Raw genomic sequence first — 16,910 nt, 5'->3', positions numbered from 1 at the left:
CAGGCGCCGCCGCACGAGCACCACACCGCCGAACCGACGGCACACCTCCACAGCACCACCCCCGAAGACCCTCAACGCCCCTTTCGGGCGCTTCGCCGGAGGCAACACCGTGAAGGAAATCCTGGACGCGATCCAGTCGCCGGAGTCCACCTCCGCCGACTTCGCCGCTCTGCCGCTCCCCGAGTCGTACCGCGCGATCACCGTGCACAAGGACGAGACGGAGATGTTCGCCGGGCTCAGCACCCGCGACAAGGACCCCCGCAAGTCCCTGCACCTGGACGACGTGCCGGTGCCCGAACTCGGGCCGGGCGAGGCCCTGGTGGCCGTGATGGCCTCCTCGGTCAACTACAACTCGGTCTGGACCTCGATCTTCGAGCCGATGGCGACCTTCGGCTTCCTGGAGCGCTACGGCAAGCTCAGCGAGCTCACCAAGCGCCACGACCTGCCGTACCACATCATCGGCTCCGACCTGGCGGGCGTCGTGCTGCGCACCGGGCCCGGCGTGAACGCCTGGCGCCCCGGCGACGAGGTCGTCGCGCACTGCCTGTCGGTCGAGCTGGAGAGCTCCGACGGGCACAACGACACGATGCTCGACCCCGAGCAGCGCATCTGGGGCTTCGAGACCAACTTCGGCGGCCTCGCCGAGATCGCGCTCGTCAAGTCCAACCAACTCATGCCGAAGCCGCGGCACTTGAGCTGGGAGGAGGCGGCGGCGCCCGGTCTGGTCAACTCGACCGCGTACCGCCAGCTGGTCTCCCGCAACGGCGCCGGGATGAAGCAGGGCGACAACGTCCTGATCTGGGGTGCGAGCGGCGGACTCGGCTCGTACGCCACGCAGTTCGCGCTCGCGGGCGGCGCCAACCCCATCTGCGTGGTGTCCTCGCCGCAGAAGGCGGAGATCTGCCGGGCCATGGGCGCCGAGGCGATCATCGACCGCAATGCCGAGGGCTACAAGTTCTGGAAGGACGAGCACACCCAGGACCCCAAGGAGTGGAAGCGCTTCGGCAAGCGCATCCGCGAACTCACCGGCGGCGAGGACGTGGACATCGTCTTCGAGCACCCGGGCCGCGAGACCTTCGGCGCGAGCGTGTACGTCACCCGCAAGGGCGGCACCATCGTGACCTGCGCCTCGACCTCGGGCTACAACCACGAGTACGACAACCGCTACCTGTGGATGTCGCTGAAGAAGATCGTGGGCTCGCACTTCGCCAACTACCGCGAGGCGTGGGAGGCCAACCGCCTGGTGGCCAAGGGCAAGATCCACCCGACGCTCTCCAAGGTGTACTCCCTGGAGGAGACCGGGCAGGCCGCCTACGACGTGCACCGCAACCTGCACCAGGGCAAGGTCGGCGTGCTCGCGCTCGCCCCCCGCGAGGGCCTCGGCGTCAGCGACCCCGAACTGCGCGCGCAGCACATCGACGCCATCAACCGCTTCCGTAACATCTGAGGCCAGGACCATTCATGACAGAGCGTCAGAAGGATCGGCCGTGGCTCATGCGGACGTACGCCGGCCACTCGACCGCCGAAGCGTCCAACGAGCTGTACCGCCGCAACCTCGCCAAGGGTCAGACGGGTCTGTCGGTCGCGTTCGACCTTCCGACGCAGACCGGATACGACCCCGACCACATCCTCGCCCGCGGTGAGGTGGGCCGGGTCGGGGTCCCGGTGTCCCATCTCGGCGACATGCGGCGGCTGTTCCAGGACATCCCCCTGGAGCAGATGAACACCTCGATGACGATCAACGCCACCGCGATGTGGCTGCTCGCGATGTACCAGGTGGTCGCCGAGGAGCAGGGCGCCGACATCACCCAGCTCCAGGGCACCACCCAGAACGACATCGTGAAGGAGTACCTCTCGCGCGGGACGCACGTCTTCCCGCCGGGCCCCTCGCTGCGGCTGACGACAGACATGATCTGTTACACCGTCAACAACATCCCCAAGTGGAACCCCATCAACATCTGCAGCTACCACCTGCAGGAGGCGGGCGCCACCCCGGTCCAGGAGATCGCGTACGCGATGTCCACCGCGATCGCCGTGCTCGACTCGGTGTTCGCCTCCGGGCAGATCCCCGAGGACCGCAAGGGCGATGTGGTGGCCCGGATCTCCTTCTTCGTGAACGCGGGCGTCCGCTTCGTCGAGGAGATGTGCAAGATGCGCGCCTTCGGCCGCATCTGGGACCGGATCACGCGGGAGCGGTACGGAATCGAGAACGCCAAGCAGCGCCGCTTCCGCTACGGCGTCCAGGTCAACTCCCTCGGACTGACCGAGGCCCAGCCCGAGAACAACGTGCAGCGGATCGTGCTCGAAATGCTGGCCGTGACCCTGTCGAAGGACGCCCGCGCCCGCGCGGTCCAACTCCCCGCCTGGAACGAGGCGTTGGGCCTGCCGCGCCCCTGGGACCAGCAGTGGTCGCTGCGCATCCAGCAGGTCCTGGCGCACGAGAGCGACCTCCTGGAGTACGAGGACATCTTCGAGGGCTCGCACGTCATCGAGGCCAAGGTGAGCTCCCTGGTCGAGGAATGCCTCGCCGAGATCGACCGGATCCAGGAGATGGGCGGGGCGCTCGCCGCCGTCGAGTCGGGCTACCTCAAGTCGCAGCTCGTCTCCTCGCACGCCGAGCGGCGGGCCCGCATCGAGGCCGGCGAGGAGAAGATCGTCGGCGTCAACTGCTACGAGTCGACCGAGCCGAGCCCGCTCACCGCCGACCTGGACGCCGCGATCATGACGGTCGACCCGGCCGTCGAGGCCCGCGTCGTCGCCTCGCTCAAGAACTGGCGCGACTCCCGCTACCAGCCGCCCTTCAACCACCCGCGCCCCTGCAAGGCGCTGGAGAAGCTGAAGGAGGCCGCCCAGGGGACCGGCAACCTCATGGAGGCCACCCTGGAGTGCGTGCGCTCCGGGGTCACCACCGGCGAGTGGTCCGAGGCGCTGCGCGAGGTGTTCGGCGAGTTCCGGGCGCCCACCGGCGTCTCCTCCGCCCCGGTGGCGGTGACCGCCGAGGCGGGCACGCCGCTCGCGCTGGTCCGCGAGAAGGTGGCGCGGACGGCCGAGGACCTCGGCTCGGGGCGGCTGCGCCTCCTGGTCGGCAAGCCGGGCCTGGACGGGCACTCCAACGGCGCCGAGCAGATCGCGGTGCGTGCCCGGGACGCCGGCTTCGAGGTGGTCTACCAGGGCATCAGACTGACCCCCGAACAGATCGTGAGCGCCGCCCTCGCCGAGGACGTGCACTGCGTCGGTCTGTCCATTCTGTCCGGCTCGCACGCCGAACTCGTCCCGGACGTCCTGGTACGTCTGAGGGAGGCGGGCGCGGCCGACATTCCGGTGATCGCCGGCGGGATCATTCCGCCCGCGGACGCCGAAGAGTTGCGCAAGGCGGGCGTTGCCGCCGTTTTCACCCCTAAGGACTTCGGTATCACGGAGATCATCGGCCGTATCGTCGACGAGATCCGGAAAGCGAACAAGCTCGACCCTCTGGAGGTCCCCGCATGACCACGGTCAACCGTCTCCGCCCGCGCCGTTCGTGCCTGGCGGTACCCGGCTCGAACCCCCGCTTCCTGGAGAAGGCCCAGGGCCTGCCGGCCGACCAGGTCTTCCTCGACCTGGAGGACGCCTGCGCCCCGCTGGCCAAGCCGGAGGCGCGGCACACCATCGTGAAGTTCCTCAACGAGGGCGACTGGACGGGCAAGACGCGGGTCGTGCGCGTCAACGACTGGACGACCGAGTGGACGTACCGCGATGTCGTCACGGTGGTGGAGGGCGCCGGGCAGAACCTCGACTGCATCATGCTGCCGAAGGTCCAGGACGCCCAGCAGGTCGTGGCGCTCGACCTGCTGCTGACCCAGATCGAGAAGACGATGGGCTTCGAGGTCGGCAAGATCGGCATCGAGGCGCAGATCGAGAACGCCAAGGGCCTGAACAACGTCAACGCGATCGCCGAAGCCTCGCCCCGTACCGAGGCGATCATCTTCGGCCCGGCCGACTTCATGGCCTCCATCAACATGAAGACCCTGGTCGTCGGCGAGCAGCCGCCCGGCTACGGCGCGGACGCGTACCACTACATCCTCATGAAGATCCTGATGGCCGCGCGGGCCAACGACCTCCAGGCGATCGACGGCCCCTACCTCCAGATCCGCAACGTGGACGGCTACCGCGAGGTCGCGAAACGCGCCGCGGCGCTCGGCTTCGACGGCAAGTGGGTGCTGCACCCGGGCCAGGTCGAGGCTGCGAACGAGGTGTTCTCGCCCTCGCAGGAGGACTTCGACCACGCCGAGCTGATCCTGGACGCGTACGAGTACTGCACGTCCGAGGCGGGCGGCAAGAAGGGCTCGGCGATGCTGGGCGACGAGATGATCGACGAGGCCAGCCGCAAGATGGCCCTGGTCATCTCGGGCAAGGGCCGGGCGGCGGGCATGCAGCGCACGTCCAAGTTCGAGATCCCGGAGGCGTGAGCACCATGCAGTTCGGCCGCACCTATGAAGAGTTCGAAGTCGGCGCCGTCTACAAGCACTGGCCCGGAAAGACGGTCACCGAGTACGACGACCACCTCTTCTGTCTGCTCACCATGAACCACCACCCGCTCCACATGGACGCCAACTACGCGGAGAAGACGACCGACTTCGGGAAGAACGTCGTCGTGGGCAACTACATCTACTCGCTGCTGCTCGGCATGAGCGTGCCGGACGTGTCCGGCAAGGCGATCGCCAACCTGGAGGTCGAGTCGCTCAAGCACGTGGCGCCGACCTTCCACGGCGACACGATCTACGGCGAGACGACGGTGCTCGACAAGACCCCGTCGAAGTCGAAGTCGGACCGCGGCATCGTGTACGTGGAGACCAAGGGCTACAAGCAGGACGGCACCATGGTGTGTGTCTTCCGCCGCAAGGTGATGGTGCCGACCGAGACGTACATCAAGGAGCGCGGCGGGGAACAGCCCGGCCGCCCGGAGCTGATCGAGCCCTCGAAGAAGTCGGAGAAGTAGCGATGGCACGTCTCGCCCAGACCGCCGGTCTGACCGACATCCAGCAGGAAATCCTGGCCACCGTGCGGGACTTCGTCGACAAGGAGATCATTCCGGTCGCGACCCAGCTGGAGCACAAGGACGAGTACCCGACGCAGATCGTCGAGGGCCTCAAGGAGTTGGGCCTGTTCGGCCTGATGATCCCCGAGGAGTACGGGGGCCTGGGTGAGTCGCTGCTCACGTACGCGCTGTGCGTCGAGGAGATAGCGCGTGGCTGGATGTCGGTGTCCGGCATCATCAACACGCACTTCATCGTCGCGTACATGCTCAAGCAGCACGGCACCCAGGAGCAGAAGGACACCTTCCTGCCGCGGATGGCGGCGGGCGAGGTGCGCGGCGCGTTCTCGATGTCGGAGCCGGCGCTCGGCTCGGACGTGTCGGCGATCACGTCCAAGGGTGTCAAGGACGGCGACGAGTACGTCCTGAACGGCCAGAAGATGTGGCTGACCAACGGCGGAACGTCGTCTTTGGTGGCCGTTCTGTGCCGGAGTGACGAAGGACACCCCGAGGGCACGGCGCCCCACAAGTCGATGACGACCTTCCTGGTGGAGAAGGAGCCGGGCTTCGGCGAGGTCCGGCCCGGACTGACCATCCCCGGCAAGATCGACAAGATGGGTTACAAGGGCGTCGACACGACCGAGCTCATCATGGACGGACTGCGCATTCCGGCCAATCGCGTGCTCGGCGGGGTCACCGGCCGAGGGTTTTACCAAATGATGGACGGCGTCGAGGTCGGCCGCGTCAACGTCGCGGCACGTGGCTGCGGGGTCGCGCAGCGTGCATTTGAGCTCGGCGTCTCCTATGCCCAGCAACGTCACACTTTCGGCAAGCCGATCGCCCAGCACCAGGCGATCCAGTTCAAGCTCGCCGAGATGGCTACCAAGGTCGAAGCCGCCCATGCGATGATGGTCAACGCAGCACGCAAAAAGGACTCCGGGGAACGAAACGACCTCGAAGCAGGGATGGCGAAGTACCTCGCCTCCGAGTACTGCAAGGAGGTGGTGGAAGACGCCTTCCGCATCCACGGCGGCTACGGCTTCTCCAAGGAGTACGAGATCGAGCGCCTGTACCGCGAGGCGCCGATGCTGCTCATCGGTGAGGGTACCGCCGAGATCCAGAAAATGATCATTGGGCGCCGGCTTCTCGAGGAGTACCGGTTCCAGGGTTGATTGCCGCTTTTAGGTCGGTTTGGCCGCGAAGAAGATCACACCCTGTCATCGTCTTCCGGCCGCCGACTCGGCTTCTGGCTTGCCCAGTTGCGGCTCGCAACCGATACCATCGCCGGTAAACCAGCCGCCGTCCCCCGTTGCCAGCGCGGCATCATCCGCTACGAAGGTCATCCATGCCCCACAGCCAAACCTCTGCAACACGCGACGGCTTCCTCAAGGGACGCCTTGCTCGCGGAGCATCGCCGTGGCTTCTGCCGACCGTCGCCACCGCAGCCCTCAGCCTGGCCCGATCGCGCCGCTCCAGGAGCGCCGCGATCGTGGCCGTGCCCGCCACCGCTCTCGCGGCGGGCATGCTGTGGTTCTTCCGCGACCCCGAGCGTGAGATCACGCAGGGGCGGGTCATCTCCCCCGCCGACGGTGTGGTGCAGAGCATCATGCCGTGGAAGGACGGGCGTACCCGCGTCGCGATCTTCATGAGCCCGTTGAACGTCCACGTCAACCGCGCGCCCCTCGCGGGCACGGTGACGTCGGTGGAGCACATCCCCGGTGGCTTCGTTCCGGCGTTCAACAAGGAGAGCGAGAACAACGAGCGCGTTGTCTGGCACTTCGACACCGAGCTCGGCGACATCGAGATGGTGCAGATCGCCGGTGCGGTCGCGCGGCGCATCGTGCCGTACGTCCCGCAGGGCACCAAGGTGGAGCAGGGCGAGCGCATCGGCCTGATCCGCTTCGGCTCGCGGGTCGACATCTACCTCCCCGAGGGTGTCGAGGTCGCGGTCGAGGTCGGGCAGGCGACCACGGCGGGGGTGACTCGAATTGACCGTGATTGATCCCGAGACACAGGCCGGCTGGGTCCCCGAGGCGGAGTCCGAGGACGACGTCGAGGAGATGCCGCTGTCGCTGCGGCTATCGATAGCGGACACCCTCACCCTCGGCAACGCCACGTGCGGATTCATGGCGGTGTACTTCACCACCACGGGCATCCTCATCCCGCACCTGTCCGGCAGCCAGGAGACCGGCATGGCGCGGCACTCCGCCGCGACCGCCGTGATCCTGATGCTGCTCGCGGCGATCTTCGACCTCTGTGACGGTCTGGTCGCCCGCAAGCTGCGCAGCTCGCCGATGGGCGCCGAGCTGGACAACCTCTCCGACCTGATCAGCTTCGGGCTCGCCCCGGCCTACTTCGTGCTCGTGTACGGAATGGTCGCGGACGACGCCCACCAGCGGGTGGCCGCGGTCGCCGCGATCACGGTGCTGCTCGCCGTGGTGCTGAGACTCGCGCGCTTCTCGTGCGTGACGATGAAGGACGGCATGTTCCAGGGCATGCCGAGCCCGTTCGGTGCGCTCACGGTCGTCTCGATCGTCCTCCTTGAGCTGCCGTTCGTCCCGACGCTGCTCGCCGTCATCGGGGTCGCCTGGCTGATGGTGAGCCGGGTCGAGTACCCGAAGCCCCGGGGCATCCTCGCGGTGGCGATGCTCAGCTGGATCATCGGTGCGATGGGGCTGCTCGCGGCGTGGGCGTTCGACGCTCCGGGCGGTCAGATGCTGCTCCAGACCGGCTGCGCTCTGCAGATCGTGCTGGCGGCGACGATCCCGCTGTTCGCCACGGCGCGCCGGGTGAACACCTTCCGCGACAACCGCCGCGAGGCGCGGGCGGCGCAGCTTCCGTAACGCTGCGCGGCGTGAGCGAACGAAGTGGCCCCGGACCATCTGGTCCGGGGCCACTCGCTGTTTGCCCGGAGCCGGGCGGCCGCCCGGGTGCCGTCCTCAATCTCCCCCAAGGCCTGAAGGGCCAGGGGGACCCCCATGACGGGCTTGAGGTGGTCAGTGGGCGTGTTCCGTAGGGCGGAGGTCCTTCGGGATCTTCGCCCAGGCCAGTACGGCGGCGGCCAGCGGCAGGGCCGCGGCGAGCAGGAACGTCGGCGTCATGCCCGAGGTGAACGCCTCGGAGACCTTGCCGAGCAGCGCCGCACCCGCGGGGCCGCCGATGCCCGAGGCCACGTGCGCGGCCTCGCCGACGGAGTCCCGGACGGCCTCGGCAGTCGGGCCGGCCAGGCCGAGGTCGGGCAGGTGCACCCGGTACAGGGCCGTCGCCACGCTGCCGAGGACCGCCACGCCCATGGCCGCACCCAGCTCGTAGCAGGTCTCCTCGACGGCGGCCGCGCCGCTGACGTCCTTCGCGGGGGCGGAGGCCATCAGCGTCACCGAAGCGGCCGTGGTGGCGATGCCGACGCCGCAGCCGATCACGGCGAGGGCCAGCGCGACGGCCGGGTATCCGAGAGCGCCGGACTGCCCCAGGAACCAGGGCAGCGCGAGGCCGGCGGTCATGAGCAGCAGTCCGCCGCCGAGCACGTACCGGATGGGCAGGCGGTGCATCAGCGCCGGGGTGGCCATCGAGGTGGCCATCAGACCGAGCGGCGCCGGCAGCAGCCGCACGCCCGCCTCCAGCGGGGTGTACCCCTGCCCGTACTGGAACCACTGCGTGACCAGGAACAGCGCGGAGCCGAGGGCGATCATGCCGAGGAAGATCGAGACGGCGGCGATGGTGAAGGAACGGTTGGCGAACAGCCTTACCTGGAGCAGCGGTTGGGGCAGTTTCAGCTGACGCCGGACAAATACTGTCAGCGTCACAGCCGCCATCACCAGCAGCCCCCAGGCGAGCGGGTCGGCGGGGCCGCCCTTGCCGAGCTGCTTGATGCCGCTGGCGAGGGCGAGCATGCCGACGATCGACTGGGCCACGCCCCACCAGTCCCAGCGCCCGGCGCGGGGCTGGTGGGACTCGGGGATCAGCCGCACGCCGAGCGCGATGATGACCAGCGCCACCGGGATGTTGATCAGGAACGCCGAGTGCCAGCCCTGCTGCTCGACGAGGAGTCCGCCGACGACCGGGCCGAGCGCCATGCCGCCGCCGAACACGGCGGCCCACACGGCATAGGCGAAGGCGCGCTCACGGGCGTCGGTGAAGACGTGGCGCAGGATCGACAGGGTCGACGGCATGATCGCGGCGCCGCCGATGCCGAGCAGCGCCCGAGCGGCGATGAGGTGCCAGGCCTCGGTGGCGAAGACGGCCATCAGCGAGGCGGCCGCGAAGATGCCGAACCCGATGAGCAGTAGCCGCTTGCGCCCCCAGCGATCTCCCAGCGCACCCGCCGTGACCAGCAGGCCGGAGAGCGCGAGGGCGTAGATGTCGATGATCCACAGCTGCTGTACGGAGCTGGGGCGCAGGTCGCCAACGAGGGAGGGGAAGGCGACGTTGAGGATCGTGGTGTCCATGGCGATGAGCAGCAGGCTGCCCGACAGAATCGCGAGGACGGCCCAGCGCCGGGGGTCGAGGTGCGCGGTCATGGAACACTCCAGTATCGAATGAGACATCAGTGTCTCACAATTCTGCTGGGTGTGCCTCTCGGGTGCCCTGCGTCCGCCGGGATACGAAAACGGCCCCCGGCGCGATCACTCGCGTCGGGGGCCGTTTGTCGTGCGGGGGGCTACCGCAGGAAGTCCTGCGCGATGTTCTGGGCGACGCGCTCCAGGAGCGGGCCCGCGTTGGCGATGCACTGGGCCGGGTCCGGCTCCAGTTCGGTCAGCGGGTAGGCCCGGCGGATGCCCGCGTCGCCGAGCTGCTTGGGCTGGAGGGCGAGGCGGCCGCATACCGCGACGACCTCGATGCCGGCCGCGCGTGCCGCGGCGGCGACGCCCGCCGGAGCCTTGCCGTGCAGGGTCTGCTCGTCGAGCGAGCCTTCGCCGGTGATCACCAGGGTGGCTCGGGCCAGCGCGGGCGCGAAGCCGAGCACGTCGAGCATGACCTCGATGCCGGGCCGGAACGCGGCGTCCAACGCGACAAGCGCGCCGTAGCCGATGCCGCCGGCCGCACCGGCGCCCGGGGCGAGCGCCGCCGCGGCGGCCTTCGCGCCGAGCGTGGCTTCGAGGACCTTGGCGTAGTGGGCCAGGGCCGCGTCCAGGGCCGCCACGTCCTCGGGCGAGGCACCCTTCTGCGGGCCGTAGACCGCGGGGGCGCCCTTCGGGCCGGTCAGCGGGTTGTCGACATCGCTGGCGAGGACGAGCTCCACGCCCTCGAAACGGGGGTCGAGGCCCGAGAAGTCGGCCGTCGCGAGGTCGGCGAGCGCACCGCCGCCGGGGCCGACCGGCTCGCCCGACGCGTCCAGGAGGCGGGCGCCGAGCGCGGCCAGCATGCCGGCGCCGCCGTCCGTCGTCGCGCTGCCGCCGACGCCGAACACGATGGTCCGCGCGCCCGCTTCGAGCGCGGCGAGCAGCAGCTCCCCCGAGCCGTAGGTGGTGGCGGTGAGCGCCGCGAAGACGCCCTCGGGAAGGTGCTGGAGCCCGGAGGCCTCCGCCATCTCGACCACGGCGACACCGTCGCGTACCGCGTACGCCGCGGTCACGGGGGTGCCGAGCGGCCCGGTGACCCGCGCCTCGCGGCGCTCGAATCCGGCCGCCACCGCGGCCGCCACCGTGCCGTCGCCGCCGTCGGCGACCGGCAGGGTCTCCACCCGCAGATCCGGGACGACCCGCCGCAGCCCGGCCGTCACCCGCTCCGCGACCTGTACGGCCGTGAGCGAGCCCTTGAACTTGTCCGCCGCCACGAGTACGCGGGCGGTCTCCAAAACTGCGCCGTCCGTCACCTTGCTATCCCTTGCTTTCGAACAGGCAGTCGCGCCGCTTCAGACCCTATCCGCCCGGCGCGCGCCTGCCCATAGCTGCCAGGTCCCACGGACGGCGCGCCACCCCGCAAAATGCAAAGATTCCACACCATAGTGGGGCGCCATGAGTAGCGATTCGATCGATCATTCCGCCTCGGGCCCTCCGCCGGGCGGCCCCGCCCCGGCGCCCGATCCCTCCCCCGACCACACCGTCATCGCCATCGGTGTGGTCGCGGTGGCGGCCGTGGTCGCCTGGGCGGCCCTGGGCAAGAGCTCCTTCGACAGCGCCTCGTCGACGGCGCTGGCCTGGGTGCTCGACAACTTCGCCTGGCTCTTCGTGGTCGCCGCCGACACGTTCCTCGTACTGTGCGTGGTCCTCGCGATCAGCCGGTACGGGCGGATCAGGCTGGGCGCCGACGACTCCGAGCCGGAGTTCACCAATCTGGCCTGGATCGCGATGATGTTCAGCGCCGGCATGGGCATCGGGCTGATGTTCTACGGAGTCGGCGAACCGCTCACCCACTTCCTGACCCCGCCGCCGGGCGGCGCCAAGAGCGGCACGGGCGACGCGGCGCGCACCGCGCTGGAGTACTCGTTCTTCCACTGGACGCTCACCCCCTGGGCGATCTACGGCATCGCGGGGCTCGCGCTGGCCTACGCGGGGTTCCGCAAGGGACGCGGCAACCGGCTCTCCTCGGCGTTCGTGCCGCTCATGGGCGAGCGGCGGGCGGCCGGCTCGCCCGGCAGATGCATCGACCTGCTCGCGGTCTTCGCGACCGTCTTCGGCACCGCGACCAGCCTGGGCCTGGGCGCCCTCCAGGTCGCCGAGGGCCTCGACATCACCTCGAACGTGAACAACTCACAGTCGACACAACTCGTCATCATCGCCGCGCTCTCGGCGGCCTTCGTGCTCTCCGCGTTCTCGGGTCTGCACAAGGGGGTGAAGTGGCTGTCCACCATCAACATCGTGCTCGCCGCGCTCCTGATGGCCTTTGTCTTCCTGCTCGGCCCCACCGTCTACATCCTCGACACCGTCCCGGCCTCCATCGGCGGCTATCTGCACGATCTGCTCCCCATGGCCAGCCGCACCGGCGCCTTCACCGACCGCGCGTGGCTGGGCGCCTGGACGATCTTCTACTGGGCGTGGTGGCTGTCCTGGGCGCCGTTCGTCGGCACCTTCATCGCCCGGATCTCGCGCGGCCGCACCATCCGCGAGTTCCTCATCGGGGTGCTGCTCGTGCCCAGCGGCGCGACCGTCATCTGGTTCTGCGTCATGGGCGGCACGGCGATCCGGCTGGAATCCACCCGCGCCGCCGACCTCGCGGGCGCGGTGAAGAACGGCGCCGAGGCCTCGCTCTTCGCGATGCTGGACGCGCTGCCCATCGGCACGGTCACCTCGTACATCGCGATGGCCCTGGTGATGACCTACTTCGTCACCAGCGCGGACTCCGCCTCCCTCGTGATGGGCTCGCTCACCAGCCGGGGCTCGCTGCACCCGCCGACGTGGCTGGTGGTGATGTGGGGCGTGCTGATGGCGGCGGTCGCGGCGGTGCTGCTCGTCGCGGGCGGGCTCAAGTCCCTCCAGACGGCGACGATCCTGGTCGCGCTGCCCTTCGTGCTCGTGATGCTGGGCCTGTGCTGGTCGCTGGTGAAGGAACTGCGCGAGGACCCGGGCGCGGGCCCCTCCCGCCACGGCGCGCTGCACGGGCTCGGCGACGCGGTACGGGCGATGGTCGGCGACGCGATCACCGAGCAGGGTCCCGCCCTGCACCACCGTCTGCGCCGCGCCGCCAAGTCCCGTACGAGCGAGGACGGTTCGGGCACGCCGGAGGCCTGACGGCGGCGGGCACCGGCGTTGGCCAAGGCTTCGGCGGCCGCCGCGCGCCCCCTACCCTGGCCACGTGACCGACAACATCAGCAACGACTACACCACCTACATCGCCGGGCTCCCCCGCGTCCTGGCCGGAGCCGCCGCCCTGTTCCGGGACGCCGAGGGCCGGGTGCTGCTCGTCGAGCCCAACTACCGCGAAGGATGGGCGCTGCCCGGCGGCACCATCGAGTCCGACACCGAGGAGACCCCGCGCCAGGCGGCCCGCCGCGAGACCTTCGAGGAGATCGGCCTCGACGTGGAGCCGGGCCGGCTGCTCGCGGTGGACTGGGCCCACGGCACGGCGCGTCCGCCGATCGTCGGCTACGTCTACGACGGCGGGGTGCTGGACGAGGAGCAGTTCAAGGCGATCCGGCTCCAGGAGGAGGAATTGCTCTCGTGGCGCCTGGTGCCGCGCGAGGAGCTCGCCGGCCATCTCTCCGGCGCGCTGTACGGCCGCGTGCTCGCCGCGCTGGACGCGGTGACCGGGGGCCGCGGCACGGTGGAGCTGGAGAACGGCCGCCCGGTGGCACCGGACGCCCCTTAGGGGGTGTCCGGCGGATCTTGTCTGGGACGCGGGGGTCTGGCACGCACATCTGCCGCGTTGTCGTCACTCGCCGACGCTCCGCGTCGACTCCCTCCTCCGCCTTGCAGCTGCACGCACCAGACCCCCGCTCACCAGCGCCCAAGGGGCACCGCCCGCTGTGGGCGACCAGATCCGCCGGACACCCCCTAGCCGGACGCCCCTTCAGAAGAGCGCGTCCGCTGCCTCCCCGCGCTCGAAGGCCAGCAGCCGCTGCTTGCGGTCGAGGCCGCCGCCGTAGCCGGTGAGGCTGCCGTTGGCGCCGATGACTCGGTGGCAGGGCACGATGATGCCGACCGGGTTCTTGCCGTTGGCGAGGCCGACCGCGCGGGAGGCGTTCGGGTTGCCGAGGGCCTCGGCCAGCTCGCCGTAGGAGCGGGTCTCGCCGTACGGGATCTGCTGGAGCTGCGCCCAGACGCGCTGCTGGAAGGGCGTGCCCCGAAGGTTCAAGTCCAGCTTGAACTCGGTGAGCTCACCGGCGAAGTACGCCTGAAGCTGGCGGACGACCTCGGGGAAGGGGCCGTCCGGGTCGGGCTCGCCGAAGGTCTCCTCGGACGGCCGGTGGCGCTGGCCCTCCATGTAGAGGCGGCTGAGGACCCCGTCGGCGGCGACGAGGGTGAGCGGGCCGTAGGGGCTGCCGATGACCGTGTGGGTGATGTGCACGACTGAACTCCCTTATGCGGGAAGGTGGTTGATGGCGTGGTCTTCCGTCGCCCAGAGGTACTGCACCGCGTAGGCCCGCCAGGGTCGCCAGGCGGCGGCGCGCGCGGTGAGCGCGGCGGGGGTGGACGGCAGTCCGAGCTTTCCGGCCGCCCGGCGCATGCCGAGGTCGGAGGGCAGGAAGGCGTCCGGGTCGCCGAGCGCCCGCATCGCGATCACCTCCACGGTCCAGGGGCCGAACCCGGGCAGCTCCATGAGCTGGGCCCGCGCCAGGTCCCAGTCGCTGTCGAGGCCGAGCTTGAGGGTGCCGTCGGCGAGCGCGGCGACCAGCGTGGTGAGGGTGGTGCGGCGGCTGCGCGGCAGGGCGAGCCGCTCCGGGTCGATCTCGGCGAGCTGGGCGGGGGTCGGGAAGAGGTGGGTGAGCCCGCCCGCCGGGTCGTCGATCGCCCGGCCGTGCGCGACGACGAGCCGGGCCGCGTGGGTGCGGGCGGCGGCTGTCGAGACCTGCTGGCCCAGCACAGCCCGTACGGCGAATTCGGCGGCGTCCACCGTGCGCGGCACGCGGCGGCCCGGCGCCTTGTCGACCAGCGGCGCGAGCAGCGGATCGGTGCGCAGCCGGTCGTCGACGGCGACCGGGTCGGCGTCGAGGTCGAGCATCCAGCGGCAGCGGCTGATGGCGATGGTGAGATCGCGCAGATCGGTGAGGTGCAGCACGCATCCGATGTGTTCCGGCTGCGGGGTGAGTTCGGCGATGCCGTGGCCGTACGGCAGCGACAGCGTGCGGCGGAAGGAGCCGTCGCGCCACTCCTCGACTCCGGGGACGCCGGTCGCGGCGAGGTGGCCGAAGAGGTTGTCGGGATTGAGCGGGGCACGGAAGGGCAGCCGGAGCGTGATCGCGCCCGGCGTCTGGTGGGCGATGCCCCGGGCGGCGCGGGCGCGCAGCTCGGTCGGGGCGAGCGCGAAGACTTCGCGGACGGTGTCGTTGAAGGTGCGGATCGAGGAGAACCCGGCGGCGAAGGCGACCTCGGCCATGGGCAGCGGGGTCGTCTCGATGAGGATCCGCGCGGTCTGCGCCCGCTGCGCCCTGGCCAGGGCGAGGGGGCCGGCACCGAGCTCGGCGAGCAGTTGGCGTTCGATCTGGCGGGCGCTGTAGCCGAGGCGGGTCGCGAGGCCGGGGACGCCTTCGCGGTCGACCACTCCGTCCCTGATCAGGCGCATGGCGCGGGCGACGGTGTCGGCGCGGGCGTTCCACTCCGGCGAGCCGGGCGTGGTGTCGGGGCGGCATCGCTTGCAGGCCCGGAATCCGGCCTGCTGGCAGGCGGCCGCGCTCGGGTGGAAGGTCATGTTCTCGACCTTCGGCGGCACGACCGGGCAGCTGGGCCGGCAGTAGATGCGGGTGGTCAGGACGGCCGTGAAGAACCAGCCGTCGAAGCGCGCGTCCTTGGACTGGACGGCGCGCACGCAACGCTCGGTGTCGGTGTGCATCGGGGCGGGAGCGGCGGGGTGCATGCGTCAAGCATCGGGCACGGGCACCCGCCCCGGCTGGCGAGAATCCGACATCGACCTCGCCGGGCCAGCGGGTCACCCACCGGCGCGGGCGATACCGGTTCGGCGGACCGCCGCACCGGGCGAGGCACGGCAGGTCGCCCGCCACTTCCCCGGAAGCGTCTGAACACAGTTGCGCCCCGGTCGCCCATCACGACGGCCGGGCCGCAACTGCCCATATTCGCCTACGACTTGGTGACACGCACCGTCTCTCCGTACCCGTCCGCGCCCAGCACATCGATGCGCACGCCGGCAGAGGAGTCGGTGAACGACTCACCGGCCCAGTACGGAGCGTCGTCCAGCGGGCGGCAGCCGCTCACCGGGGTGGCGGCGGGCTTGGCGTCCATGACCTGGATCGGGCCGTAGCCGGACTGCGCGGACGTGTCGACCTTGTAGATCAGCGCGCCGGTCGAGCAGGCCCCCGCATCGGCCTGGACGGCCCGGCGGGACTCGACGACGTACGCGGTCGTCGGTCCGGTGGGCACCACGGCGAACTTGGTGCCGCTGCCGTACTCGACGGCCGTGAGGGACACGGTGCCGCTGCCGCTCGAAGCCTGGCAGTAGACCTGGCTGTCGTCGGTCCAGCCGAGCTTCCAGGACTCCCAGCCGAAGTACTGCGGCGCCTTCCCGCCGACCAGGCCCATCACGTCCCAGCCGCCGACGAACCGGTGGGCGTCAGTGCCCGCGTCGAAGGCGTACAGGTCGGGCAGCCCGAAGGTGTGCGCGGTCTCGTGGCCGAGCAGTTTGGGCCCCCAGTTCCACATGTCCTGGCCGAAGGTGACCGCCCATTTGATGGTGGTGCCGTCGGCGACGACACCGGCCGTGCCCGGCTCGTACACATAGGTGGGTGTGAAGGAGATGGCCGCCGCGTTCCTCGTGGGGACGACATAGACCATGTCGTACTGCGAGAAGTCCACATCGGGGTCGGCGGCGGTCACGGCGTCCTTGACGTACGCCTCGTGTGCCTCGTGGCTCAGTCCGCGCGCGAAGCCGTAGTCGGTGGAGTTGCGCGGCATCCGCACCCACTGCTGGTGCTGCGAGATGGCGAGCCACACCTTCCCGTAGGAGGCGTTCCACACCCAGTCCGCGCCCGGTGTGAGCTGGGCGGCGTCGCTCGCCGGGGACTCGGTGGCCGGGGCGTCCGGGAAGTCCACGAAGATCATGGCCACCCTGATGGTGCCGGCGGGACGCTGGAAGACGGAGTAGTCGGTGTCATGCCCCTCGTCCGTCCAGCCGGTCGTCCCGTGCAGAGCGCAGGCGGACGCGCCGTCCCCCTGCGCATGGGCGGCCGGTGCGCCCAACAGGAGCAGGAGCAGGCCGGTGACCAGGGCGGACAGGAGCGTTTTGCGGGCTGCCGCCCTTGGAGAATCGGAACGTCTCATGGATGCGCGACCCCTCAATGAACGCCGTG

General features: G+C 70.1%; 14 protein-coding genes. 9 read left to right on the top strand and 5 right to left on the bottom strand.

Annotated elements, in window-relative coordinates:
• Positions 1–109 precede the first annotated feature (109 nt).
• The 7 genes from ccrA to pssA all read left to right on the top strand — a co-directional run bounded on the left by ccrA (position 110) and on the right by pssA (position 7,857).
• Entirely contained in the window at positions 110–1,447 is a 1,338-nt protein-coding gene (ccrA, locus tag ACIQ8J_RS15185) for a crotonyl-CoA carboxylase/reductase (RefSeq protein ID WP_403272275.1), read from the top strand.
• Between the two features lie 14 nt (positions 1,448–1,461).
• Entirely contained in the window at positions 1,462–3,489 is a 2,028-nt protein-coding gene (locus tag ACIQ8J_RS15180; protein ID WP_403272276.1) for a protein meaA, read from the top strand.
• Positions 3,486–4,448, top strand: a complete 963-nt coding sequence (locus ACIQ8J_RS15175; protein ID WP_403272277.1) for an HpcH/HpaI aldolase/citrate lyase family protein — start codon at positions 3,486–3,488, stop codon at positions 4,446–4,448. The genes ACIQ8J_RS15180 and ACIQ8J_RS15175 overlap by 4 nt, the downstream gene beginning before the upstream one ends.
• Positions 4,449–4,453: 5 nt before the next feature.
• On the top strand, positions 4,454–4,978 hold the full coding sequence (locus ACIQ8J_RS15170; protein ID WP_403272356.1) for a MaoC family dehydratase: 525 nt from the start codon (positions 4,454–4,456) through the stop codon (positions 4,976–4,978).
• A 2-nt stretch (positions 4,979–4,980) separates the two neighbouring features.
• Positions 4,981–6,186: an acyl-CoA dehydrogenase family protein gene (locus tag ACIQ8J_RS15165; protein WP_403272278.1), complete on the top strand. Its 1,206-nt coding sequence runs from the start codon at positions 4,981–4,983 to the stop codon at positions 6,184–6,186.
• A 173-nt stretch (positions 6,187–6,359) separates the two neighbouring features.
• Positions 6,360–7,016, top strand: coding sequence for a phosphatidylserine decarboxylase (locus ACIQ8J_RS15160; RefSeq protein ID WP_403272280.1), 657 nt, complete (start codon positions 6,360–6,362; stop codon positions 7,014–7,016).
• Complete coding sequence (gene pssA, locus ACIQ8J_RS15155) at positions 7,003–7,857, top strand: CDP-diacylglycerol--serine O-phosphatidyltransferase (protein WP_189389371.1); 855 nt, start codon at positions 7,003–7,005, stop codon at positions 7,855–7,857. The genes ACIQ8J_RS15160 and pssA overlap by 14 nt, the downstream gene beginning before the upstream one ends.
• 153 nt (positions 7,858–8,010) lie before the next feature.
• Here the strand turns inward: pssA and ACIQ8J_RS15150 are convergent, their stop codons facing one another.
• Together ACIQ8J_RS15150 and ACIQ8J_RS15145 are read right to left on the bottom strand one after the other, a co-directional pair.
• Entirely contained in the window at positions 8,011–9,531 is a 1,521-nt protein-coding gene (locus tag ACIQ8J_RS15150) for an MFS transporter (protein ID WP_403272281.1), read from the bottom strand.
• A 140-nt stretch (positions 9,532–9,671) separates the two neighbouring features.
• A complete protein-coding gene (locus tag ACIQ8J_RS15145) occupies positions 9,672–10,826 on the bottom strand; it encodes a glycerate kinase (protein ID WP_403272282.1) in 1,155 nt (384 codons plus the stop codon).
• A gap of 142 nt (positions 10,827–10,968) precedes the next feature.
• On the opposite strand from ACIQ8J_RS15145, the gene ACIQ8J_RS15140 reads away from it, so the two are divergent.
• Both ACIQ8J_RS15140 and ACIQ8J_RS15135 read left to right on the top strand, forming a co-directional pair.
• The gene (locus tag ACIQ8J_RS15140; protein ID WP_403272283.1) at positions 10,969–12,681 is read left to right on the top strand and encodes a BCCT family transporter; all 1,713 of its coding nucleotides are present in this window, start codon (positions 10,969–10,971) and stop codon (positions 12,679–12,681) included.
• Between the two features lie 64 nt (positions 12,682–12,745).
• Positions 12,746–13,258 carry an NUDIX domain-containing protein gene (locus ACIQ8J_RS15135; protein ID WP_403272284.1) on the top strand — a complete coding sequence of 171 codons (513 nt, stop codon included), beginning with the start codon at positions 12,746–12,748 and terminating at the stop codon, positions 13,256–13,258.
• A 201-nt stretch (positions 13,259–13,459) separates the two neighbouring features.
• Here ACIQ8J_RS15135 and ACIQ8J_RS15130 read toward each other — a convergent pair whose 3' ends face one another.
• From ACIQ8J_RS15130 to ACIQ8J_RS15120, 3 genes are all read right to left on the bottom strand, one after another.
• The gene (locus ACIQ8J_RS15130; protein ID WP_403272285.1) at positions 13,460–13,957 is read right to left on the bottom strand and encodes a methylated-DNA--[protein]-cysteine S-methyltransferase; all 498 of its coding nucleotides are present in this window, start codon (positions 13,955–13,957) and stop codon (positions 13,460–13,462) included.
• Between the two features lie 12 nt (positions 13,958–13,969).
• On the bottom strand, positions 13,970–15,439 hold the full coding sequence (locus ACIQ8J_RS15125) for an AlkA N-terminal domain-containing protein (protein WP_403272357.1): 1,470 nt from the start codon (positions 15,437–15,439) through the stop codon (positions 13,970–13,972).
• Between the two features lie 245 nt (positions 15,440–15,684).
• Positions 15,685–16,881 carry a M6 family metalloprotease domain-containing protein gene (locus tag ACIQ8J_RS15120; protein ID WP_403272286.1) on the bottom strand — a complete coding sequence of 399 codons (1,197 nt, stop codon included), beginning with the start codon at positions 16,879–16,881 and terminating at the stop codon, positions 15,685–15,687.
• Positions 16,882–16,910: the final 29 nt, after the last annotated feature.

Source organism: Streptomyces sp. NPDC094147, from assembly GCF_044764265.1.
Lineage (GTDB): Bacteria > Actinomycetota > Actinomycetes > Streptomycetales > Streptomycetaceae > Streptomyces.
Note: the sequence above shows the minus strand (reverse complement) of the source record. Positions and strands in the feature narration are given on the sequence as shown.